Genomic DNA, 23147 nt, shown 5'->3' with positions numbered 1-23147 from the left:
TTATTCATTTTTCCTGAACTTGAACATCATGATATTCAAATTTTCTTTCGTCCAGCTGCAGGCGAGGATATCCCTACTCCCCTCACCTACGGACACCCGCCATGCACCAGCCCCTCGTATTCATCGACGGCGACCAAGGCACCACCGGCCTGCAGATCCATACCCGCCTCAACGGCCGCCAGGATCTGCGCCTGTTGACCCTGCCCGACGCCGAGCGCAAGGACCCGGCGCGCCGCGCCGAGGCCATCAACAGCGCCGACATCGCCCTGCTCTGCCTGCCCGATGACGCGGCCCGCGATGCCGTGGCAACGGTTCACAACCCGGCGGTGCGGGTGATCGACGCCAGCTCCGCCCATCGCACCAGCCCGGGCTGGGTCTACGGCCTGCCGGAGCTGAACGATCAGCAGGCCGAGCGCATCGCCCAGGCCAAGCGGGTGAGCAACCCTGGCTGCTACCCCACCGGCGCCATCGCCTTGCTGCACCCGCTGGTCGAGGCCGGATTGCTGCCTGCGGACTACCCGCTGAGCATCCACGCCATTTCCGGTTATTCCGGTGGCGGCCGCGCCGCAGTCGAGCGCCATGAGCAGCCCAGCGAAGGCTACCTGCCGACGCTGCAGCTGTATGGCCTGGAGCTGGCGCACAAGCATGTGCCGGAAATCCAGCAGCATGCCGGGCTCAGCGCGCGCCCGGTGTTCGTGCCAGGTTACGGCGCCTACCGCCAGGGCATCGTGCTGAGCATCCCGCTGCAGTTGCGCCTGCTTCCGGGTGTTGCCGTCGAACAGTTGCAGGCCTGCCTGGAGCAGCACTACCAGGGCGCCCGCCATGTGCAGGTGATGCCGCTGCACCAGCACGGCCCGGCCACCGCACTGGACCCGCAGGTGCTGAACGACAGCAACGACCTGCGCCTGGCCCTGTACGCCAACCCCGAGTATGGCCAGGTGCTGCTGACCGCCGTGTTCGACAACCTGGGCAAGGGCGCCTCGGGTGCTGCGGTACAGAACCTCGACCTGATGCTCGCCGCCCTGTAGGAGCCCGCCTTGCTGGCGAATCGCTTTGCCAGCGGGCAAGGCTGCGCCTTGCATCGCCGGCAAAGCCGGCTCCTGCACCTGGCTGCATAGCGTTAGAATGGCCGCTTCGTCATGTTCCAACCGGAGCCCTGCCCGCGATGTTCATCCTCCGCCGCCTCGACGGCGTGCCGCCCGAATCCTTCCAGAACCAGATCCGCCAACTGGTGATCGACCATGTCGGCCAGCTCAGCAGTGTCGCCATCAACGCGGACAATCCGCTCTACCCGCTGTACCAGTACGGCGTGGGCCTGGAGGTGCACCAATACCTGATGGCCCTGGACGGCACCCGTGGCCTGGCCGTGGAACTGACCTTGGCGTTGGACGCCGAGGCCCCGGAGCAACTGCTGGGCTTCGCCCTGGCGCTACCGGCACAAGACAACCCGCAAGCCTGTGCCCTGGCCTACCTTGCCGTGGACTCAGGCCATCGCCGCCAAGGCATCGCTCGCGGTCTGCTGGACGACCTGCGCGCGCGTTACGGCTGTGTCGAGCTGAGCGCCTTCGCCGCACAGGTACCGTGGTTCGAAGCCATGGGGCTGCAAGTGGTGGCCAGCGCCGGGCCGCAGGTGCTGATGAGCAGCACCGGGCATGCCAGCGGGGCGTTGATCGGGCGGCTGGATATCGCGCCGATCTACCAGACTGTCGAAGTGCGGCAGATCCATGCGTACCTGCTCAAGCAGCAGGGTGAGGAGGCGATGGTGGAGGCGGAGCGGCTGCGCGACGAGCGACTGGATGAGTTGGCCGAGCAGGCCAGGGCTTGCGTGAAGCAACGGCTTACCCGGCATTGACGCTCGCCGGCAGGTTTGCCGCAGCCTCTGTAGGAGCGGCTTTAGCCGCGATCACCCGCGAAGCGGGTGCCAGACACCGCAGCGCCTGCATCGCGGCTGAAGCCGCTCCTACAGCGAACAGGTCGGTCAGGCATGCACCCAACGCCGGTGCAGCCCGCGCGCCAACGCATCGAGCATGAAGCCAAGCACACCGATCAACAGCACCATCGCCATCAGCTCGGAGTACGCCAGCCGGTCCCGGGTATCGAGAATGAAGTAACCCAGCCCCGCGCTCACCCCGAGCATCTCGCACGGCACCAGCACGATCCACAGGATGCCGATGGCCAGGCGCACCCCGGTCAGCACATGGCCGATCACCCCGGGAACGATCACCTTGCACAAGGTCTCCCAGCGCGTGGCACTCAGGCTGCGGCTCAGTTGCAGCCAGCGCGGGTCGAGCTGGCGCACGCCCGCCGCCGTGTTGAGCAGGATCGGCCACAGCGCGGCAAAGGCCAGCAGGAAATAGATCGGCTGGTCGCCCACCCCCATCAACATCACCACCACCGGCATCCACGAAAGCGGCGAGATCATGCGCAGGAACTGGAACGCCGGTGTGGTCGCCGCCTCCAGGTGCCGGTAGCTGCCCACCAGCAACCCCAGCGGCACACCGATCAGCAGCGCCAGCACCAGGCCGACCAGGATGCGCTTGAGGCTCACCCAGACATGCCCGTACACCTCGCCCTGCCCCAGCAGCTCCACCAGACTCTGCAGCGTGGCCTGGGGCGAGAAGCGCGCGGACAACCCATCGGCTTGGCCGAACACCCGCACCCCCAGCCACCACAGCAACAGCAGCGCCGCCAGACCGGCAAGGCCCAGGGCGCCATGTACGACGTGCTTGCGCATCAGACCGCGAACTCCTCGCTACGCTGGAAGCTCTCGGCGATACCGAAGGTCGCCGGGCCACCGACAGCCGCGATAGCGTTGCGCACGAAGCGGTCGTCGACCAGGTCGCGGGCGGCATGGGCCGGGTCGAGATCGGCGAGGAAACCGTTCTCGCCTTCGATCAGGGTGTTCTTCAGCCGCTTGACCAGTTCCTCTGTGTAGCTGGGGTACGGGTACGGCTGGAAGTCGATGCGCTTTTCATCCCATTGCTGGTGCTGGATGGCGCCGCTGGCGATATAGCCGGCGCGGTCGTCGGCAGACGGTGCCAGCACCCGGGTGAGCACCGCCGGTTCGTGCGGGGTGTACTTGTTGGGGCCGGCCTTGGACAGCAGCGCGGCCGCCTCGGCGCGGTGCTCGCGGGTCCATTGCTGGGCCTTGACGATGGCGTTGACCACCTTCTGCGACCACTCCGGGCGGTTGTTCAGGTCGTGTTCGTGCATGAACACCACGCAGCAGGCATGGTTGCGCCAGACATCGCCGGTAAAGCGCTGCACACGGCCGACCTTGAGGTTCTCGGCCAACGCATTGAACGGCTCGGCGACGATGTAGCCGGCGATGCGCTTGCTGGCCAGGGCCGGTGGCATGTCCGAGGGCGGCAGCACCAGCAGGTTGACTTCGTTGGCGGCCAACGGCGCGGTAGCGGGCTTGGACACCGCCTTGAGGCCGTTGTCGGCGAGCATCTGTTGCAGCACCACGTTGTGGATCGAATACCAGAACGGGATGGCCACGGTCCTGCCACCGAGCTGCTTCATGTCGGTAATGTCCGGCGCCACGGTCAGGCCCGAGCCACCGACGTGGTTCCAGGCCACGACCTTGGCCGGCACCTTGCTGCCGTAGCGTGCCCAGACGGTCATTGGCGACAGCAGGTGGATGACGTTGACCTGGCCGGAGATGAACGCCTCAATCACCTGGGCCCAGCTGCGCAGCAGCACCGGGCGCTCGGCCTTGATGCCTTCGGCCTCGAACAGGCCGTTGTTATGCGCCACCAGCAGCGGCGTGGCGTCGGTGATCGGCAGGTAGCCGATGCGCACTGGCGCGTCCGGTTCGGCGGCGGCGCGGGCCTGCAGGCTGGACAGCAGCGGCACGGCACCGGCGGCGGTGAGCATGGCGCTCAACTTGAGAAAATCGCGACGGGACGTCGAGGAACAGCAGTCATCCATGCACATGGACAGCCTCCGAGGGCAAGGGGGATGGGGTGGGTTCGGCTGTGCGGCTTGCCCGCCGTAGGGTTTTCAGGATGTCGATACGTAGGGCGCCCAGTTCCTCGACCCGCTGTGCGCGCGGCTGCGGCAGGTCGATACGCCACTGGCCGAGGGTGCGCGCCGGGTGGTCGCCCAGTAGCAGCACGCGATCGGACAACAGCAGGGCTTCGTCGATGTCGTGGGTGATCAGCACGGCGGCGGTGTTGTGGGTGGCGATCAGTTGCAGCAGCAGTTGCTGCATGTCGGCGCGGGTCACTTCGTCCAGTGCGCCGAACGGCTCATCGAGCAGCAGTACTTCAGGTTGGCGGGCCAGGCAGCGGGCCAGCGCAGTGCGCTGGGCCATGCCACCGGAGAGCTGGGCCGGGTACTGGCCGCGCGCATGGGCCAGGCCGACGGCGTCGATGGCATGGTCGATCCGCGCGTGGCGCTCGTTGCTCGAAAGCTTGGGCTGGCGGGCGAAATCCAGACCAAAGGCGACGTTCTTCTCCAGGCTGAGCCACGGCAGCAGGCTCGGGTCCTGGAACGCCACCGCCAGGCGCGGGTGTGGCCCTTGCAACGCCTCGCCATGCAACGTGACGACGCCGCCACGCGGTTGCTGCAAACCCGCCAGCACCCGCAGCAGGCTGGACTTGCCCACCCCGCTGGGGCCTAGGAGGGTGACCACTTCGCCAGCGGCGAGCGTCAGGTCGAACTGCGCCAGCACCGCCTGCCAGCCACCCTCGCGGGGGTAGCCCAGGCTGATGTCCCGGGCTTCGAGCAACGCATCGCTCATGCCGTGGCCGCCTGGCGCTGCAACTCGGCGCGCAGTTGCACCAGGCTCGGGGTGACGATCGGCACGAATGCCGACTCACGCCAGCGGCGGGCGAACCCTTCGCCGTAGGCGGTCAGGTAGGCCTTGCCACCGCTGGCCTGCAGTTCCAGCTGCACGGCGTCGGCGGCGCTTTCGGCGAGGGTGATGCGCAGCTTGAACAGGGCGGCCGGCTGCTTGAGGAAGCGGCCGTCGAGCAAGCCCTGCTTGAGTTCACCGACCGTGTTCTCCAGGCGCTCCTTGAGCACCAGGCGGGCCTCTTCGAGGAACGAGCCACGGCCCTGCAGGTGCTCCTGCACCTCGTCCAGTGCGCGCCGGGCCAGGCCGATGGCCATGCCGCACTGCAACGCGAGGAACGCCGGGCGCACCGTGGGCAGGAACTCGCGGGCATTGTCATGCAACAGCCAGTCACGGGCCAATTCCACCTGGTGGAAGGCCAGGGCGGCGGTGTTGCTCGACTGCAGCCCCATCAGTTGCAGATCGTCGGAACGTTCCAGGCCTTGGGCGGTGGACGGAATCGCGACCACGAACGGCGCGCCACCGGCATCATCCTCGATGGCCGCGGCCACCACGAAGCCGCATTTGCGCAGGTTGGTCACCCAGTGCAGGCGGCCTTCCAGGGTCCAGCCGTGCGCCTCGGGCCGACCGCGCACTTGCAGGGCCTCGATGCCGGACAGGAACTTCATGGCATTGGACAACCCCGTGGCGCCAGCCAGCTCGCCCTTGAGCAGGTCGGGGATCAAGCGCTCGCGTAGAAGCTGGTTGGGGCTTTGCAGCAGGTATTCGATGAAGGCGCGTTGCCCCCAGCAGACGAAAGCCGCGGCCAGCGAGCGGCTGGCGATGGCGGCGATAGCTTCCACCGCTTCGGTGACGTCGCCGCCCGAGCCGCCAAGGGCTGGGTCGACACCGACGCGCAACAGTTGCGACTCGGCGATGTGCGCCAGGACCAGGTGCGGGTCGCACCGGCCCTGGTCGATGGCTTCGGCATTGGCATCCAGCCAGTGGCGAAATGCGGAATCAAGCATGTCCCTACTCCTTTGAAACGCCGGCCACGCCGGCACCGGGCGTGGTTTACGCCGAAGGCTGCCAGCGGTACTTGCCCAGCTCGTCGTTGAGCGGCGTCTGGGCGAACACATTAGCAAAGTTGCACAGGGTTGCGAGGCTCACGCCAAGGATCACTTCCAGGGCATTGCCCTCGGTGAAGCCGGCGTCGCGGAAGGCCTGGTAGGTGGCATCGCTGACATTGCCACGGGTGGCTATCACTTCGCGGGCAAATTCGGCCAGGGTCTCGAAGCGGGCATCCGGCAATTCACCACGGGCGCGCAGCGCATCGACTACCTCTTGCGGCAGCTTGGCCTTGTTCAGCGCCACGGCGGTGTGGCCGGCCACGCAGAAGTCGCAGCCGTGCTTGGTGGCGGCGATCAGCTGCACCACTTCACGCTCGGCCAGGGTCAGTTCCGACTTGCCATTGAGCGCCGACACCGTGACGTAGGTTTCCAGAGCGGCCGGGGCGTTGGCCAGGATGCCCAGCAGGTTGGGGATGAAGCCTGAGTTCTTCTGTGCGTTCTCGAGGAACGGACGCGCGGCTTCCGGGGCGGTCTGCAGGCTGTGTAAAGTGATGCGCGCGGACATGGAGTGGTCTCCTTTGATGTAGGTCGCTACAGTCTGTTGGTTATAAGAAGTAGCATCCATATTCATCAGTCGCCTTTCCTTGCTCCAGAGTCCTTGCATTAGATGATTTCATCCAGCCACCTCGTCGATTGGTTATTAGAAGGCCTGGAGCTCGACGCCAGCCTGTTCCATGTCGGCCGCTACTGTGGTGGCTGGCATGCCAGCACCCAGGGCATGGGCCGGGCCAGTTTCCATCTGCTGGTGCAGGGGCATTGCTGGCTGCATATCGATGGCCAGCCCGAGGCGCTGCGGCTGGAAAGCGGCGACGCGGTGTTCCTGCTGCGTGACTTGGGCTATCGACTGTCAAGTGACCGCGACGCAATGGATGCCTGCGCACAACCACGCCAGGCGATGCAGGGGCTGGATCTGGAAGCGGGTGATGGCGTGGGGCTGGTGTGCGGGTTCTTCCACTTCCAGACGGGGCTTTCGACGCTGATCGTCGAGGGGCTGCCGGGCTGGATCCTGCTGCGTGCCGGGGACCCGGCCGGGAGCGCGGCACGGGCGCTGTTCGAGCTGATCCTGGAGGAGTGTCGACGCGCGCCTCAACCGTCGGCCACGTTGCTCGAACGGCTGACTCACCTGTTGTTCCTCTACGTGCTGCGCCAGCAAGTGCATGAAGGGCTGTCGCTCGGCGGCCTGGTCGCCCTCGCCCGCCAGCCGGCCTTCGCCGGGTTGCTGGAGCAAATGATCGAGCAGCCTGGGCAGGCCTGGACGCTGGAGAGCATGGCGGCCTGCGCGGGGCTTTCGCGCTCGGCGTTCTTCAAGCGCTTCAACGAGCTGGCCGGGCAGTCACCGGGGCAAGTGCTGCTGGCGCTGCGCATGCGCCATGCCTGCCAGTTGCTCAAGGCGGGCAATACCGTCGAGCAGGTGGGCGCGCAGGTGGGGTATCAATCGGTGGCTGCATTTACGCGGGCGTTTGCCAAGGCGGTGGGGGTGCAGCCGGGCGCGTATCGCAGGCAACGCAATGAGCCGTAATGGCTTCGGCTTTCAGCGGTTGGGTTTTGGCGCAAAGACTGAAACGCACCGCCTACCTATCGCATTTCACGATCATTGCCCGGCACATTCTCGATTGGTCAAAACACCTGCGCTCGCGCAAGCTGCGCCCTGCCCCTACCTGTACTAGGAACCTGCCCCTTGTCCACTTGGTTGCCCCCTCCACTGCGCCAACTCAGCCAGCGCCTGCGCAGCGAAACCGCCGTGAACAGCGATCTGCCGGGCCACTTCCGGCAAAAAGCGATCGAGCGCGGCTACACCCTGAGCGACAGCCAGAACCGGGTGATCGAGGCCATGGCCCGCACACTGGCCACGCTCGACACGGATCAGCCGCGCAGCCTGTACCTGCATGGCGCGGTGGGGCGCGGCAAGAGCTGGCTGCTCGACGGTTTCTTCCAGGCAGTGCCCACGCCCGCCAAGCGACGCCTGCATTTCCATGACTTCTTCGCCCGCCTGCACCAGGGCATGCACCGCCACCGGGCACTGGACGATGCATTGGGGGCGACCCTCGATGCGCTGCTGGGCGATTGCCAGGTGCTGTGCTTCGACGAGTTCCATGTGCACGACATCGGCGATGCCATGCTCCTCACCCGGCTGTTCGGCGCCCTGTTCCAGCGCGGTGTGCTCCTGCTGGTGACCTCCAACTACGCCCCCGAAGGGCTGCTGCCCAACCCGCTGTACCACGAGCGCTTCCTGCCGGTGATCCGCCTGATCAACAGCCGCATGCAGGTACTGGAAGTCGGGGGCGACACGGATTTTCGCAGCCTGCCGGCCAACCGTGAACACCAGCGCTTCACCCGGGGGCATTACGTCTGGCCTGGCACCGCGGAACAGCGCCAGGCGCTGGCGCTGCCGGCAACTTCGCCATGCGTGCTGGACATCAACAAGCGGCCGCTGCGCGCCTTGGCCTGCGAAGATCGGCAGGTGATGTTCGCCTTCGACGACCTGTGCGAGCAGCCCACCGCAGTGATCGACTACCTGGCACTGGCCGAACGTTACGAGCACTGGATCATCGATGGCCTGGACGACCTGGCCGAGTGCTCGCTCGCCGCGCAGCAGCGGTTCGTCAATCTGGTGGATGTGTTGTATGACCAGGATCGTCAGGTGACAGTGATTGGCAAACGGTCATTGGAGCAGAGCCTGAACGGGTCGCTTGCCGACTTGATGCGCACCCGCAGCCGATTGGGGCAGCTGCATCGGATTGGCCCCTGTAGGAGCGGCTTTAGCCGCGATGCAGGCATCGCGGTGCCCGGCACCCGCTTCGCGGGTGATCGCGGCTGAAGCCGCTCCTACAGAGGCCGTATCAGGTCAATGGGTTCAACCCGCCCTGGGCAAATCCGCCAGCACCCCTTCGATCTCCCCCAGTACCGCCGGGTCGTCCAGGGTCGAGGGCGCAACATAGTCCTGCCCGTCGGCAATCTTGCGCAGCACCGCCCGCAGAATCTTGCCCGAGCGGGTCTTGGGCAGGCGCTTGACCAGCCGCACGCGGTTGAAGCAGGCCAGCGCGCCGATCTGCTCACGCACGCTGGCCACCAGCTCGCCCTGCAACTGTGCCTCACTGATGCCCTGCCCGTCCTTCAACACCACCAACGCCAGTGGCACCTGCCCCTTGATTTCGTCATGCACGCCGATCACCGCGCATTCGGCCACCGCCGGATGACGCGCCACCAGGTCCTCCATCTCGCCCGTGGACAAGCGATGGCCGGAAACGTTTATCACGTCGTCGGTACGGCCCATGATGTAGACGAAGCCGTCGTCGTCCAGGTAGCCACCGTCACCGGTGTGGTAATAGCCCGGATAGCTGCGCAGGTAAGCTTCCAGATAGCGCTGATGATCGCCCCAGAGTGTCTGGCTGCAACCGGGCGGCAGTGGCAAGGCGATCACGATGGCGCCCTGCTGACCGGGCCCTAAAAGCGTGCCCTCGTCATCCAGCACCTGCACGTTGTAACCCGGCACCGCACGGTTGCTGGACCCCGGTCGGGCGGCGCTGCCCTCCAGCCCCACGCAGGGCGCGGTCACCGGCCAACCGGTCTCGGTCTGCCACCAATGGTCGTGCACCGGCTTGCCGCTGACCCGCTCCAGCCATTCATGGGTGCTGGAATCGAGCTTCTCGCCCGCCAGGAACAACTGGCGCAATGACCCCAGGTCGTGACGGCGAATGAGCTCACCGTCCGGGTCTTCCTTGCGGATCGCACGCATCGCGGTGGGCGCGCAGAACAAGCCATTGACCTTGTACTGCTCCACCACCCGCCAATAGGCCGAGGCGTCCGGGGTGCGGATCGGCTTGCCTTCGTAGAACACCGTGGTGCAGCCACTCATCAGCGGCCCGTAGACGATCAGCGAATGGCCGACCACCCAGCCCACATCGGAAATCCCCCACCACACATCGCCCGCCTGCATGCCATAGACGTGGCGCATGGCGTAGCACAGGGCCACCGCGTTGCCGCCATTCTCGCGCACGATGCCCTTGGGTTTGCCGGTGGTGCCGGAGGTATACATGATGTACAGCGGGTCGCCCGCGTCCAGCTCCACTGGAGCAACCGGCGCGGCGCCCGACAATGCCTGTTCCCAGTCCAGGTCACGACCGGGTTGCAGCTCGGCCTGCGCCTGGGGCCGCTGCAGCACCAGCACATGCCGGGGCTGGTGCCGGGCCAGTTGCAGGGCGCGATCGACCAGCGGCTTGTATTCGATGACCCGGTCGAACTCCAGCCCGCACGAGGCCGTGAGCAACAACGTCGGCCGCGCATCGTCGATGCGCAGGGCCAGTTCGTTGGCGGCAAAGCCACCAAACACCACCGAGTGCACCGCGCCGATCCGCGCGCAGGCGAGCATGGCCATCGCCGCCTGGGGCACCATGGGCATGTAGATGATCACCCCGTCACCCTTGTTCACACCCAGCGAGCGCAGCAGGCCCGCCAGGCGCGCGACTTCGCCCCGCAGCTGGTTGTAGGTGAAGGCCTGCTGCACGCCGGTCACGGGCGAGTCATAGATCAGCGCCAACTGCTCACCACGGCCCTGCTCGATCTGATGGTCGAGGGCCAGGTAACAGCTGTTCAGCCGGCCGTCGGCAAACCAGCGGTGGGTACCGTCGGGGTTTTCCTGCAAGGTGAGCGAGGGCTTGCGCTGCCAGGCCAGCTGTTCGGCCTGGGCTTGCCAGAAGGCGGCGGGATCGCTGATGGAGTGGGCGTAGCTGTGCTGGTAGGTCATTGGTTCGCAACCCGGTACTTGTTGTTATAGAAGGGCGAACTTCGAGTATGGACCGGTGCCTGCAGCCTGCCATTTGACTTAAGTCGCAACCCATATGCAGATTTGCAGTGGTCATCTGGCTAAAATGGCCGCCCGCCGATTCAAGACCCGTTCCATGCACAACCTCGACGACCTCCGCGCCGGCCGCCTGCGCGGCATCACCCGCCTTGACCTTGAGTTGGGCCTGAGCGAATTCCCCCGCGAAATCTTCACGCTGGCCGACAGCCTGGAGGTGCTCAACCTCAGCAATAACGCCCTGAGCGAATTGCCCGACGACCTGCATCGCCTGACGCGGCTGAAGGTGCTGTTTTGCTCCGGCAATCGCTTCACCGAGCTGCCATCGGCGCTGGGACGTTGCGCGAACCTCGAAACGGTGGGTTTTCGCGACAACCAGATCCAGCTCGTCACCGCGCAGGCGCTGCCTGCCAACCTGCGGGCACTGATCCTCACCGAAAACGCACTGGAGACACTGCCGGATGCCTTGGGCGACTGCGCCTGGCTGCAAAAGCTGATGCTCGCCGGCAACCGCCTCGCCGCCCTGCCCGAGGGCCTCGCCCGCTGCGAACGGCTCGAACTGCTGCGCATCGCCAGCAATCGCTTGTCGGCCTTGCCTGATTGGTTGCTGCGCATGCCCAGCCTGGCCTGGCTGGCCTATGCCGACAACCCGATGCCGGAGGGTTTCGTCGCACCCGCCGACGAGGGCCACTGCCCACGGATCGCCTGGCGGGATGTTCACCTCGAACAGGTGTTGGGCCAAGGCGCCTCCGGCGTGATCCACCGTGCCATGTGCCAGGATGCGCCGATGGCGGTCAAGCTGTACAAGGGCGCGCTCACCAGCGATGGCTCCCCCCTGGCGGAAATGAGCGCCTGCATCGCTGCCGGCGATCATCCGAACCTGGTGCGCCTGGCCGGCCGCATCGATGATCATCCACAACAGCTGCCGGCCCTGGTGATGCACCTGATCGCCCCGCACTGGCGCAACCTTGCCGGCCCCCCCAGCCTCGACAGCTGCACCCGCGACCGCTATGCCGAAACGATCACGCTGCCCCTGGCCGGTGTGCGTCGACTGGCCAGCGGCATCGCCTCGGTGTGCGCGCACCTGCACGGGCGCGGCCTGAGCCATGGCGACCTGTATGCCCACAACATACTGTTCGACGACGACGGCCAGTGTCTGCTGGGCGACTTCGGCGCGGCGTCGTTCCACCCCCAGGCGCGGGCCCTCGAGCGCCTGGAAGTCCGCGCCTTTGGCATCCTGCTGGAAGAGCTGCTGGCGCATTGCCCTGAAAACGACAAGGTGCTGCACGTCTTGGCCCGGCGTTGCCAGCACCCCGACGTGACGCATCGGCCGCTGTTCAGCGAACTGCTGGACAGGCTGTCGGACTGATTGCCTGCCCCATTTCGGGGCAAAGGCTCTAGAATGGATGCCCCTCCCCCCTAGAGCCCGCCATGGACATCGATCAGGCCCGTACTTTCCTGGAAATCGTCCGCTGCGGCAGCCTTGTGGCCGCCGCCGAGCGCCTGTTCGTGTCGCAGACCGCCATCACTGCCCGCGTGCAGCGCCTGGAGCAGCAACTGGGCTGCCAGTTGTTCGTGCGCAGCCGCAGCGGCGCCAGCCTGACCGCCGACGGCGAGGCGTTCGTCAGCTACGCCAACCAGCTGGTGCAGACCTGGGAAGCCGCACGCCGGGACCTGCCGCTGCCACAAGGCTGCCAGCAAGTGCTGCATGTGGGCGGCGAAGTGAGCCTGGGCAACCCGATGATGCTCGACTGGGTCGGCGCCCTGCACCAGGAGATGCCCAACCATGCCATCCGCAGCGAAGTCAGCGACGGTGAGTCGCTGTTGCGCAAGGTGGAGATGGGGCTGCTGGACGCCGCGCTGGTCTACCAGCCAACGTACGGCCCGGGCCTGCAGGTGGAACAGTTGATGGAGGAAAAGCTGATCCGCATCCGCCGGGTCGACCAGCCCGAGCCCTATGTCTACATCGACTGGGGCGCCGCCTTTCGCCGCCGCCACGACGCCGCCCTGCCCGACCTGGCCCGCGCGCCGCTGAGCTTCAACCTCGGGCCGCTGGCGCTGCAGTTCATCCTCGACCGTGGCGGCAGTGGCTACTTCCGTACCCGCGTGGTGCAGGCTTACTTGCAGAACGGGGTGTTCGAGCGGGTGCCCCAGGCGCCGGAGTTCACCTACCCGACCTATCTGGTCTATGCCCGCGAGCGTGACAGCGCGGCCCTGCAACAGGCCTTCGCCATCCTGCGCCGGCTGGTCGCGGCCGGCGAGAGCGACTGGTCACAACGCTGGGACCCGCTGATCTGAGCCCTGCGCGGCGGCGGTCAGCAGGTGCCGCTTGAGGGCGGCGATCAGGTCGGTCTGGGTGATCACGCCGACCAGACGCTCGCCGTCCAGCACTGGCAGGCAGTGCCGGCCCTGTTCACCGAGCAAGGGCAACAGGCGTTCCAGCGGGTGCAGGGGGGTAACGCTGACCACCTGGCGGTTCATCACCTGCTCCAGGCGCACGGGCTGGCGTCGCAACAGGTTGCGCCAGCGGATGCATCCACGCGCCATGGCCGCCTCGAGCAGATCGGCGACGCCGACGAGGCCTACCAGGCGCCCCTCGTCCAGCACCGGCAAAGTCTGCAGGTGGTGGCTGGCCAGCAGCTTCCAGGCCTGCTCAAGAGTCATGCCGGGCGTTGCCAGCTGCACATCGCGGGACATCACCGCCCCGGCATCGATGCCGCCCAGGCTGCGCTGCAAGGCATGCTGTTCGGTGGCCAGGACAATGCGTTCGAGCTCGTCGCGGGTGACGTCGACGAACTCGCCGATGTCCGCCAGGGCCAGGTCAAGGTCGGCGCTGCTGATCCCAACCCGTTCGCTGGGCAGTGGATCGCGAGTGTGGTGAAGGTCCTTGCGCGGCACTGCGCCCTTTGGGTAGCGCACACCGGTGAGGCGGTTGTACAGCACCGCCACGGCAACCAACACCATGGCATTGAGCAGCACCGGCTCAAGCAGATGATCGCCCAGCGCCACCAGCCCCGGGTCGGCCAGCACCGCGCTCACGGCAACGCCACCACCGGGCGGGTGCAGGCAGCGCAACAGGCACATCAACAGGATCGCGATGCCCAGCGCAGCCGCCGCGACCCACAGCCCATCACCGAAACCCTGGCGCATGGCCAGCCCCACGACCCCGGCCAGGACGTAACTGCCAAGTACCGGCCAGGGCTGGGCCAAGGGCCCGGAGTGCACGGCGAACACCAGCACCGCCGAGGCCGCCAGCGGGCCGAGCAGGTGCAAGGCGATGGATGGACCATAGACGAGGCTGCACAGGTAACCGGCGAGGAACAGGCCGAGCAGCGCGCCGACACCGGCGCGCAACCATTCTTTGGGTGGGATGTTCAAGGGCGCCGGGAGCAGGCGTTGCAAGCGGGTGTCGGGACGCGAGGCAAGCATCGGGATTTTCGGGTCGTGTTCTTCTGATCAAAAAGAAAGCCCAGCGCGACCGGCCTGGGCCCTGTGTTGCGCAATGCGGTGGCGCAAGGGGCTCCGTCCATGGAGAGATGGAAACCGAAGGGTTTCATGGCAGCGGATTTTGCCCGGCGGGTGTCGGGACGGCCAATTCAAAAAACTGCGGCTGTACTGCAATTTTTTTGCAGGGTTGATCCGTACCCCTGTAGGAGCGGCTTCAGCCGCGATCACCCCCGCCCCCCCGGGCCGGGCCCGCCCCCCCCCCCCCCCCCCCCGCCCCCCCCGGCCCGCGCCCCCCCCCCCCCCCCCCCCGCGGCCCCCCGCCCCCCCCCCCCCGCGGGGGGGGGGGGGGCCCCCCCCCCCCCCCCCCCCCGCTCCTACAATGCCCCCTTGCGGGGCAACTCGATACTGACCCGCAAACCGCCCTGCGGGCTTTCCAGCAACGCGATTCGCCCGTCCCAGGCCTCGACAATATCGCGCACTATGCCCAGGCCAAGGCCATGACCGTCAACCTGCTCGTCCAACCGCGAACCCCGCTCGAGCACTTGCAGGCGCTGCGCCTCGGGGATGCCCGGACCATCGTCATCGACCCACAACCGGTAGCCCGCTTTCGTCGCTGCAATGCCCAACCGCACCTCGCTGTCGGCCCACTTGCAGGCGTTGTCCAGCAAATTGCCGAGCAGTTCCAGCAGGTCTTCGCGATCCCAGGGCAACAGCAGGCCCGGCGCCACGTCGCGCTCGAGCAACAAGCCTTCGCCATGGATCATGCCCAAGGTGGCCAGCAACCCCGGCAGTTCGGCGTCGCAATCGAACTGCGCGCCGGGCAACGCATCCCCGGCCAGGCGTGCGCGGTTGAGCTCGCGGGCCAGACGCTGCTGGATCTGTTCCAACTGCTCACGCATCTGCGCGCGCACCTCGGGCAGCGCCTGCAAACGCTCACTGGACGCCAAACTGAGCAGCACCGCCAGCGGCGTTTTCAGCGCATGCCCCAGGTTGCCCAGGGCATTGCGCGAACGGCGCAGGCTGTCTTCGGTGTGCGCCAGCAAATGGTTGATCTGGTCGACCAGCGGCTGCAGCTCGCTGGGCACCTCGGCGTCGAGTTGCGAACGCTGCCCCTGCTGCAACTGGGCGATCTGCCGGCGCGCCCGCTCCAGCGGGCGCAGCGAGCGGGTCACGGTGATGCGTTGCAGCACCAGCACCAGCACCAGCGCCACCAGGCCCATGCCCAGGCCGATCTGCTGCATGCGCCGGAAGCCTTCGCGGACGGGGGAATAATCCTGGGCGACGCTGATGGAAATATCCTGCCCCAGGCGTCGGTAATCACCGCGATAGGCCAGCAAATGCTGACCCTCCGGGCCCAGTTCATGGCCATCGTCCAAACCCGGCTTGCCAGGCTTGGGCATGTCCAGGTCCCACAACGAGCGTGAGCGCCAGGTGCCCTGGTCGAAATCGATGCGGAAGTAATAACCCGAGAACGGCCGCTGGTACGCCGAGGAGATGCGCCGCTCGTCCAACTGCAAACCGGACGGCCCGCGCACCAGCGCCACCAGCAGGTTTTCGCTTTCCTGGCGCAGGCCGGTTTCCAGGTAACGCTGCAGCCCGGCCTCGAACAGCCACAGGGTCAGTTGCGCCAACGCCAGGCCGACCACCACCAGCACCGCCACCAGCCCCAGGCTCAGGCGCGCCTGGATCGACTTCACGCAGCACTCCCGGCGTACACATAGCCTTGGCCGCGACGGGTCTCGATCACACTGCGCCCAAGCTTGCGCCGCAGGTGGTTGACGTGCACTTCGAGCACGTTGGAATCACGCTCGGTCTCGCCATCGTAGAGGTGCTCGGCCAGGTGGCTCTTGGACAGCACCTGGCCCGGGTGCAGCATGAAGTAGCGCAACAGGCGGAACTCGGCGGCAGTCAGCTGGATATCGACACCCTCGCGGCTGACGCACTGGCGCGACTCGTCCAGGTGCAGGCCGGCGGCCTCCAGCGTGGGCTGGTTGGCCAGCCCCTTGGCGCGGCGCAACAGTGCCTGGATGCGCAGTTGCAGCTCTTCCGGGTGGAAGGGTTTGGTCAGGTAGTCGTCGGCCCCGGCCTTGAGCCCTTCGATGCGCTCGGCCCAGGAGCCACGGGCGGTGAGGATCAGCACAGGCGTGACCAGGTTCGCCGCGCGCCATTGCGCCAGCACCTCGAGCCCCGGCAGGCCCGGCAGGCCGAGGTCGAGCACGATCAGGTCATAGGGCTCGCTCTGGCCCTGGTACACCGCATCGCGGCCATCAGCCAGCCAGTCCACGGCATAGCCCTGGCGCTGCAGCGTGGTAGTCAGCTCATCGGCCAGGGGCACATTGTCTTCGACCAGCAACAGGCGCATTCAGTCGTCTTCCTCGTCTTTGAGCAGCGCGCCGGTGCGCGCGTCCAGCTTGATCTCGCGCACCACGCCCTCTGGGGTCAGCAGCTCGACTTCGTATTCGTAGCGCTCGTGCTTCTCTTCCAGCTCCGCCTCCAGCAGGCGCGCCCCGGGGTAACGCCCCAGGGCGGCCTCGAGCAGTTGCTCGAGTGGCAGGATGATACCTTGCTGGCGCAGCGCCAGCGCCTCGTCCTGGTCCAGGTCGCGGGCGGCGGCCAGCGAACAGACGGCCATCAGAGCCAGGGCCAGGTAGCGCGCCGTTCGCGGTAACTCACGCATCAGTTGTCTCGCGCATCCTTCAGTACTTCACCAGTCTTGGCGTCCAGGTCGACGTCCCACTCGACGTTCTGTGCGTCGCGCAGTTCGACCTTGTAGATGTAGCGGCCGTATTCGTCCTCGAGTTCGCTGTCGGTGACGGTGGAGCCCGGGTGCTTGGCCACGGCGACGGCCTTCAGCTCGTCCAGCGACTTGATGGTCTTGGCGTTGACCAGCTTGACCACCTCATCGGGCTGTACGTCCTTGGCGAAGGCGGCGTTGGCAGCGAAAGCGAGAGTGGCGGCGGTGAACAGGGCAGTCAAAGTTTTCATGGGGTCACTCCATCGGGGTGTGCAAGTTGTCTACGGGATCAAGACTAACCGGGAGTCCTTAACTCAACCTGAAAACAGCTGGCCGCATGATAGCGCAGTTGGCTGGCGGGCCTGTACCGGCCTCATCGCGGATGAATCCGCTCCTACGGGGCGTGTTCATCCGCGATGGGCCATCTGCCCCTATAATGAGCCGCCTGCATTGCTCGAGATCCTGCCATGAGCGCCATCCACATCAAGTACCCCGCCCTGACCTTCAAGGCCGGCCACCGCGCCCTGCGGCAGATCCGTGAGCGCGGCCTGCAGGCAGCCGATGTCGGTGTGCTACCGGGCGCGGCCGGCGGCCCCAAGCCACTGGGCATCCAGGGCCTGGACCTGGCGCTGTTCGGTGAATGGCTGCCGTCGGCGCCACGCCAGCGCGCGCTGATCGGTGCCTCGATCGGCTCCTGGCGCTTCGCCAGCGCCTGCCTCGACGACCCGGTCGCCGGCCTGCGCCGCCTCGGCGAGCTGTACACCGAACAGGACTTCGCCAAGGGCGTGACACCCAAAGAGATCAGCCAGAGCAGCCAGCGCATGCTCGACGACCTGTTGCAAGGCCGCGACGGGCAGATCCTCGCCAACCCGCACTACCGCCTGAACATCCTGGTGGTGAAGAGCCATGGCCAGCTGGCCCACGACCACCGCGGCCGCCTCGGCATGGGCCTGGGCTCGGTGATCGCCAGCAACCTGCTGGGGCGCGAGCGCCTTGGGCGGCACTTCGAGAGGGTCATCCTGCATGATGTGCGCGAGGCGCCGCCCTTGGAGGCGCTCACCGACTTCCCCTCGCGCAACCTGCCGCTGGACCTGGCCAACCTGCGCCACGCCCTGCTCGCCTCGGGCTCGATCCCGATGGTCATGGAAGGCGTGCGCGACATCCCCGGCGCGGGTGCGGGCACCTACCGCGACGGCGGCTTGCTCGACTACCACCTCGACCTGCCCTACCGCGGCGACGACCTGGTGCTCTACCCGCACTTCACCGACAAGGTGGTGCCCGGCTGGTTCGACAAGGCCCTGCCCTGGCGCAAGGGCGACGCCACGCGCCTGCGCAACGTACTGCTGATGACCCCCTCGGCGCAGTACCTGGCCGCCCTGCCTTATGGCAAGCTGCCCGACCGCAACGACTTCAAGCGCTTCATGGGCGACGCCCCCGGCCGCAAGCGCTACTGGTACCAGGCCATCGCCGAAAGCCGGCGCCTGGGCGACGAGTTGCTCGAGCTGATCGCCACCGGGCGATTGCAGGATCGCTTGCAAGCCTTGTAGCGGCCATGCTGGTAGACTGCGCGCATCATCGATTCACACAGAGTTATGCCAGCGTGGAAATTTTCAAAGAGTTCACCTTCGAATCGGCTCACCGCCTGCCCAATGTCCCGGCCGGCCACAAGTGTGGCCGCCTGCATGGCCACTCGTTCAAGGTCGCCCTGCACCTGACCGGCCCGCTCGACCCGCACACCGGCTGGATCCGCGACTTCGCCGAGATCAAGGCGGTGTTCAAACCGATCTACGAGCAGTTGGACCACAACTACCTCAACGACATCCCCGGCCTGGAAAACCCCACCAGCGAAGTGATCGCCAAGTGGATCTGGGACCAGGTCAAGCCGCTGCTGCCGGAACTGTCCAAGGTGCGTATCCACGAAACCTGCACCAGCGGTTGCGAGTACAGCGGCGACTGAGCGGACAGTCAATTACGCTTGGTGTAAGACTCGAGCGCCGGAAAGGGCCGCTTCAGCACATGCAGGCTGACACGCCCCTGGTAGGCAACAGAACCGGTGTACAGGTAAGGCTGCCGGCTTTGCAGGCGCCGGGTCACCGGGTTGTCATCGACATCCAGCATTGCCACGTTGACACAGCGCTCGCCTTCAATCAGGTCCTGCGGGTCCACCCCCCTGAGCTGCCACATGTCTTCGCCGATGTAGATCACCCACTCCGGCACCTTGTGGTGGCCCGGGTACATCCCCATGTAGCCAACAGCATCCGTATCCAGGTAGCTGGTGTCGATGCTGGGGCTGCCATCGACATCACCGCTTACCGGGCGAATCTGGTAATAGTAGTGCCCATTGCGTTCATAGGCGCCGAACCAGAACAGATCATGCAGCGTCCCCCCGCCGTGGCCCTTCAATGGCGACCAAGGCTGCAGCGAGCCTTCGCGGCTTTCGGTACGCAAGTACTCATCTTCGCCGTCGCCACGCTCAAACCCCACCCAGATGGGCTTGAGCAGATGGCGGGAGGCTCGCCACTCGAGAGGATCGATACGCTTGCCATCCTCTTGCCACCACCAACGGGCAATGAATGAAAGCTGTGGTTGATACTTGAAATAGAACGCCATCTGCCTGCCACTCCGCGCATTGTTTCAGGAGTGATCACGGTATTTGGGCACAGCAATTGGCGGCAGAGGGAAACAGGCTACTCCAACGCATCCGTGAGAAAGCGCGGTGCGATGTAGCGCTGGTAATGCGCTTCGGACAACAGGAAGAACTCGCGGTCGATGGCATCGCGCAACTGCGGCAGTTCCCAGTCGCGGAACTCCGGCAGCAACGCCATCCCGTAAGCCTCCAGGTCACGGATCATCCGCGCCCCTCGGGCGATCAGCTGATACGCCCAGCAATACTCCGACTGCTGCGCCACGAAGCGGATCGAGCGCTGTTCCAGTTGCTGGCGCAGCAAGCCTTTGTCGAACACTTCCAGCTTGGCCATCATCACCTGCACCAGCAGTTGCTCCAGGCGCAGCCACACGGCGCGTTTCTGCGCATCGTCGTAGCCGTTCCAGTGGATCACTTCGTGGTGGAAACGCTTGCAGCCGCGGCACACCAGGTCTCCGTACACCGTGGAGCAGAGGCCGACGCAAGGGGTCTTGATGGACTGGTTGGACATGGAAAAACAACGGCTTGGCGGGGGAACACCGGGTCATGTTAGCCCTTTGTCTAACCAGGGTCACCCGTTAAAGTCATGATCGGCGCCTTACCTTCGGCTTTTTTTTGCCGTAGAATCACACCGCCTTTTCAAGGCACCAATGTCCGTTGGAAGCTGTTTTCAAAGCGTCACGAGCACAGTTGATCCGGCAGAACGGCGTTGGCCCGGGCCATGCACCCCTCGCATGCCCGCGCCAGCCCTCATCAGCTCCCGTTCTGCAGGCGTAAAACTTTGAAAGCAGCTTCTGTAAGGATTCTCTGCGACCCTGGCTGGGCGACTCAAAAAGTCGTCGCTGCGCATGGGTGCATGGAATGCTGGATGAGCGTCCCGGACTCCCTTTAGGGACCACTGATGAGGGTAATAACTGTGCTTGAAGCCTACCGCAAACACATCGAAGAGCGTGCCGCTCTGGGTATCGTGCCCCAGCCGCTGAACGCCGAACAAACTGCAGGCCTGGTCGAGCTGCTGAAAAACCCGCCGGCCGGCGAAGAAGCCTTCCTCGTAGACCTGATCACCAACCGCGTTCCGCCAGGGGTGGACGAAGCCGCCTACGTCAAGGCCGCGTTCCTCTCCGCCGTCGCCAAGGGCGAAGCCAAGTCGCCGCTGATCGACCGCAAGCACGCCACCGAGCTGCTCGGCACCATGCAGGGCGGCTACAACATTGAAACGCTGGTCGCGCTGCTGGATGACGCCGAACTGGGCGCCATCGCGGCCGAACAGCTCAAGCACACCCTGCTGATGTTCGATGCCTTCCACGACGTGGCTGAAAAAGCCAAGGCCGGCAACGTCCACGCCAAGGCCGTGCTGGAATCCTGGGCTGCCGGCGAGTGGTTCACTTCGCGTCCGGCCATCGCCGACAAGTACACCCTGACCGTGTTCAAGGTGCCTGGCGAAACCAACACCGACGACCTGTCCCCTGCCCCGGACGCCTGGTCGCGCCCTGACATCCCGCTGCACGCCCTGGCCATGCTGAAGATGGCCCGCGACGGCATCGAGCCGCAGCAGCCAGGTTCGGTCGGCCCGCTGGCCCAGATCGAAGCCGTGAAAGCCAAAGGCTTCCCGGTCGCCTACGTCGGCGACGTGGTCGGTACCGGTTCCTCGCGTAAATCCGCCACCAACTCGGTGCTGTGGTTCTTCGGCGACGACATTCCGTACGTCCCCAACAAGCGCGCCGGTGGCTTCTGCTTCGGCACCAAGATCGCCCCGATCTTCTACAACACCATGGAAGACGCCGGCGCCCTGCCGATCGAGTTCGACTGCACCAACCTGGCCATGGGCGATGTCATCGACGTCTACCCGTTCAAGGGTGAAGTGCGCCGCCACGGCAGCGACGAACTGGTCACCAACTTCGAGCTGAAAACCGAAGTACTGCTGGACGAAGTCCGCGCCGGCGGCCGTATCCCGCTGATCGTCGGCCGTGGCCTGACCGAGAAAGCCCGCGCCGAGCTGGGCCAGGCCCCTTCGGACCTGTTCAAGAAGCCCGAGCAGCCTGCCGCTTCGACCAAGGGCTTCACCCTGGCGCAGAAGATGGTCGGCCGCGCCTGCGGCCTGCCGGAAGGCCAGGGCGTGCGCCCAGGTGCCTACTGCGAACCGAAGATGACCACCGTCGGCTCCCAGGACACCACTGGCCCGATGACCCGCGACGAGCTGAAAGACCTGGCGTGCCTGGGCTTCTCCGCTGACCTGGTGATGCAGTCGTTCTGCCACACCGCGGCCTATCCGAAGCCGATCGACGTCACCACCCACCACACCCTGCCAGACTTCATCCGCACCCGTGGCGGCGTGTCGCTGCGCCCAGGCGACGGCATCATCCACAGCTGGCTGAACCGCATGCTGATGCCTGACACCGTCGGTACCGGTGGCGACTCGCACACCCGCTTCCCGATCGGCATCTCGTTCCCGGCCGGTTCCGGCCTGGTGGCCTTCGCCGCCGCCACCGGCGTCATGCCGCTGGACATGCCAGAGTCGATCCTGGTGCGTTTCAAGGGCAAACTGCAGCCCGGCATCACTCTTCGTGACCTGGTCCATGCGATCCCTTACTACGCCATCCAGAAAGGCCTGCTGACCGTCGAGAAGAAAGGCAAGAAGAACGCCTTCTCCGGCCGCATCCTGGAGATCGAAGGCCTCAACGACCTGACCGTCGAGCAAGCCTTCGAGCTGTCCGACGCCTCGGCCGAACGTTCTGCCGCCGGTTGCACCATCAAGCTGCCAGAGAAGGCCATCGCCGAGTACCTGCAGTCCAACATCACCCTGCTGCGCTGGATGATCGGCGAAGGCTACGGCGATGCCCGCACCCTGGAGCGCCGCGCGCAAGCGATGGAAGCCTGGCTGGCCAAACCTGAGCTGCTGTCGGCCGACGCCGACGCCGAATACGCCGAGATCATCGAGATCGACCTGGCCGACGTGAAAGAGCCTGTGCTCTGCGCACCTAACGACCCGGACGACGCCCGCCTGCTGTCTTCGGTACAGGGCGAGAAGATCGACGAAGTGTTCATCGGTTCGTGCATGACCAACATCGGTCACTTCCGTGCCGCCGGCAAGCTGCTGGACAAGGTCAAGGGCGGCATCCCGACCCGCCTGTGGCTGGCACCGCCAACCAAGATGGACGCCCACCAGCTGACCGAGGAAGGCTACTACGGCATCTACGGCAAGGCTGGCGCGCGCATGGAAATGCCAGGCTGCTCGCTGTGCATGGGTAACCAGGCACGTGTGCAGACCGGCTCGACCGTGGTGTCGACCTCGACCCGCAACTTCCCGAACCGCCTGGGCGACGCGACCAACGTGTACCTGGCCTCGGCCGAACTGGCCGCAGTCGCTTCGATCATCGGCAAGCTGCCGACCGTCGAGGAGTACATGCAGTACGCGAAAGACATCGACAGCATGGCTGCCGACGTCTACCGCTACCTGAGCTTCGACCAGATCGCCGAGTTCCGCGAAGCCGCGGCCAACGCCAAGATCCCGGTGGTCCAGGCGTAAGTTGAGCGGCAAGTTGTAAGCTGCAAGCTACAAGAAGAAGCCCTGGCAGAAATGCCGGGGCTTTTTTGTTGTTTTTGCTTGCCCGCGA

Annotated in this window: 22 protein-coding genes; 9 read left to right on the top strand and 13 right to left on the bottom strand. The window is 65.9% G+C overall.

The window, feature by feature from the left end:
* Positions 1-101 precede the first annotated feature (101 nt).
* Positions 102-1028 (top strand): N-acetyl-gamma-glutamyl-phosphate reductase, encoded by a 927-nt coding sequence (gene argC / locus JYG34_RS09430; protein ID WP_213660434.1) that lies wholly within the window; start codon positions 102-104, stop codon positions 1026-1028.
* 137 nt (positions 1029-1165) lie between these two features.
* On the top strand, positions 1166-1852 hold the full coding sequence (locus tag JYG34_RS09425) for a GNAT family N-acetyltransferase (RefSeq protein WP_213660433.1): 687 nt from the start codon (positions 1166-1168) through the stop codon (positions 1850-1852).
* Positions 1853-1978: 126 nt separating this feature from the next.
* Here the strand turns inward: JYG34_RS09425 and JYG34_RS09420 are convergent, their stop codons facing one another.
* From JYG34_RS09420 to JYG34_RS09400, 5 genes are read right to left on the bottom strand one after another with little or no spacing between them, the layout of a single operon-like run.
* Positions 1979-2734, bottom strand: coding sequence for an ABC transporter permease (locus tag JYG34_RS09420; protein ID WP_213660432.1), 756 nt, complete (start codon positions 2732-2734; stop codon positions 1979-1981).
* Positions 2734-3939, bottom strand: a complete 1206-nt coding sequence (locus tag JYG34_RS09415; protein WP_213660431.1) for an ABC transporter substrate-binding protein — start codon at positions 3937-3939, stop codon at positions 2734-2736. The genes JYG34_RS09420 and JYG34_RS09415 overlap by 1 nt, the downstream gene beginning before the upstream one ends.
* Positions 3926-4747, bottom strand: coding sequence for an ABC transporter ATP-binding protein (locus JYG34_RS09410; RefSeq protein WP_213660430.1), 822 nt, complete (start codon positions 4745-4747; stop codon positions 3926-3928). Before JYG34_RS09410 ends, JYG34_RS09415 begins: the two co-directional genes overlap by 14 nt.
* Positions 4744-5808 carry an acyl-CoA dehydrogenase family protein gene (locus JYG34_RS09405; protein WP_213660429.1) on the bottom strand — a complete coding sequence of 355 codons (1065 nt, stop codon included), beginning with the start codon at positions 5806-5808 and terminating at the stop codon, positions 4744-4746. The genes JYG34_RS09410 and JYG34_RS09405 overlap by 4 nt, the downstream gene beginning before the upstream one ends.
* A 46-nt stretch (positions 5809-5854) precedes the next feature.
* Positions 5855-6415 carry a carboxymuconolactone decarboxylase family protein gene (locus tag JYG34_RS09400; protein ID WP_213660428.1) on the bottom strand — a complete coding sequence of 187 codons (561 nt, stop codon included), beginning with the start codon at positions 6413-6415 and terminating at the stop codon, positions 5855-5857.
* A gap of 102 nt (positions 6416-6517) precedes the next feature.
* On the opposite strand from JYG34_RS09400, the gene JYG34_RS09395 reads away from it, so the two are divergent.
* Together JYG34_RS09395 and zapE are read left to right on the top strand one after the other, a co-directional pair.
* Complete coding sequence (locus JYG34_RS09395; protein WP_213660427.1) at positions 6518-7429, top strand: AraC family transcriptional regulator; 912 nt, start codon at positions 6518-6520, stop codon at positions 7427-7429.
* Between the two features lie 159 nt (positions 7430-7588).
* A complete protein-coding gene (zapE, locus tag JYG34_RS09390) occupies positions 7589-8728 on the top strand; it encodes a cell division protein ZapE (RefSeq protein WP_249746235.1) in 1140 nt (379 codons plus the stop codon).
* A 36-nt stretch (positions 8729-8764) separates the two neighbouring features.
* Here zapE and JYG34_RS09385 read toward each other — a convergent pair whose 3' ends face one another.
* Positions 8765-10654 (bottom strand): propionyl-CoA synthetase, encoded by a 1890-nt coding sequence (locus JYG34_RS09385; protein ID WP_213660426.1) that lies wholly within the window; start codon positions 10652-10654, stop codon positions 8765-8767.
* A 154-nt stretch (positions 10655-10808) separates the two neighbouring features.
* Between JYG34_RS09385 and JYG34_RS09380 the strand changes: the two genes are divergently transcribed.
* Positions 10809-12077: a leucine-rich repeat-containing protein kinase family protein gene (locus tag JYG34_RS09380; protein ID WP_213660425.1), complete on the top strand. Its 1269-nt coding sequence runs from the start codon at positions 10809-10811 to the stop codon at positions 12075-12077.
* A 62-nt stretch (positions 12078-12139) separates the two neighbouring features.
* Entirely contained in the window at positions 12140-13006 is an 867-nt protein-coding gene (locus JYG34_RS09375; RefSeq protein WP_213660424.1) for a LysR family transcriptional regulator, read from the top strand.
* Here the strand turns inward: JYG34_RS09375 and JYG34_RS09370 are convergent.
* The 5 genes from JYG34_RS09370 to JYG34_RS09350 all read right to left on the bottom strand — a co-directional run bounded on the left by JYG34_RS09370 (position 12980) and on the right by JYG34_RS09350 (position 17140).
* Positions 12980-14137, bottom strand: coding sequence for an HPP family protein (locus JYG34_RS09370; protein WP_213660423.1), 1158 nt, complete (start codon positions 14135-14137; stop codon positions 12980-12982). The genes JYG34_RS09375 and JYG34_RS09370 overlap by 27 nt on opposite strands.
* 392 nt (positions 14138-14529) lie before the next feature.
* Complete coding sequence (locus JYG34_RS09365) at positions 14530-15852, bottom strand: sensor histidine kinase (RefSeq protein ID WP_213660422.1); 1323 nt, start codon at positions 15850-15852, stop codon at positions 14530-14532.
* Positions 15849-16517, bottom strand: coding sequence for a response regulator transcription factor (locus JYG34_RS09360; RefSeq protein WP_213660421.1), 669 nt, complete (start codon positions 16515-16517; stop codon positions 15849-15851). The genes JYG34_RS09365 and JYG34_RS09360 overlap by 4 nt, the downstream gene beginning before the upstream one ends.
* Entirely contained in the window at positions 16518-16832 is a 315-nt protein-coding gene (locus JYG34_RS09355; protein WP_213660420.1) for a PepSY domain-containing protein, read from the bottom strand.
* On the bottom strand, positions 16832-17140 hold the full coding sequence (locus tag JYG34_RS09350; RefSeq protein ID WP_213660419.1) for a PepSY domain-containing protein: 309 nt from the start codon (positions 17138-17140) through the stop codon (positions 16832-16834). The genes JYG34_RS09355 and JYG34_RS09350 overlap by 1 nt, the downstream gene beginning before the upstream one ends.
* A 216-nt stretch (positions 17141-17356) precedes the next feature.
* Here JYG34_RS09350 and JYG34_RS09345 point away from each other — a divergent pair, with 216 nt between their 5' ends.
* Together JYG34_RS09345 and queD are read left to right on the top strand one after the other, a co-directional pair.
* A complete protein-coding gene (locus tag JYG34_RS09345; RefSeq protein ID WP_213660418.1) occupies positions 17357-18436 on the top strand; it encodes a patatin-like phospholipase family protein in 1080 nt (359 codons plus the stop codon).
* Between the two features lie 53 nt (positions 18437-18489).
* Positions 18490-18846: a 6-carboxytetrahydropterin synthase QueD gene (gene queD / locus JYG34_RS09340; RefSeq protein ID WP_213660417.1), complete on the top strand. Its 357-nt coding sequence runs from the start codon at positions 18490-18492 to the stop codon at positions 18844-18846.
* 8 nt (positions 18847-18854) lie between these two features.
* Here the strand turns inward: queD and JYG34_RS09335 are convergent, their stop codons facing one another.
* Together JYG34_RS09335 and JYG34_RS09330 are read right to left on the bottom strand one after the other, a co-directional pair.
* The gene (locus tag JYG34_RS09335; RefSeq protein ID WP_213660416.1) at positions 18855-19499 is read right to left on the bottom strand and encodes a hypothetical protein; all 645 of its coding nucleotides are present in this window, start codon (positions 19497-19499) and stop codon (positions 18855-18857) included.
* 77 nt (positions 19500-19576) lie between these two features.
* On the bottom strand, positions 19577-20044 hold the full coding sequence (locus tag JYG34_RS09330) for a DUF1289 domain-containing protein (RefSeq protein WP_213660415.1): 468 nt from the start codon (positions 20042-20044) through the stop codon (positions 19577-19579).
* 405 nt (positions 20045-20449) lie between these two features.
* Between JYG34_RS09330 and acnB the strand changes: the two genes are divergently transcribed.
* A complete protein-coding gene (acnB, locus tag JYG34_RS09325) occupies positions 20450-23059 on the top strand; it encodes a bifunctional aconitate hydratase 2/2-methylisocitrate dehydratase (protein ID WP_213661140.1) in 2610 nt (869 codons plus the stop codon).
* Positions 23060-23147 lie beyond the last annotated feature (88 nt).

The sequence above is a fragment of the Pseudomonas entomophila genome (genome assembly GCF_018417595.1).
GTDB classification, from domain to species: Bacteria; Pseudomonadota; Gammaproteobacteria; order Pseudomonadales; family Pseudomonadaceae; genus Aquipseudomonas; species Aquipseudomonas entomophila_C.
Note: the sequence above shows the minus strand (reverse complement) of the source record. Positions and strands in the feature narration are given on the sequence as shown.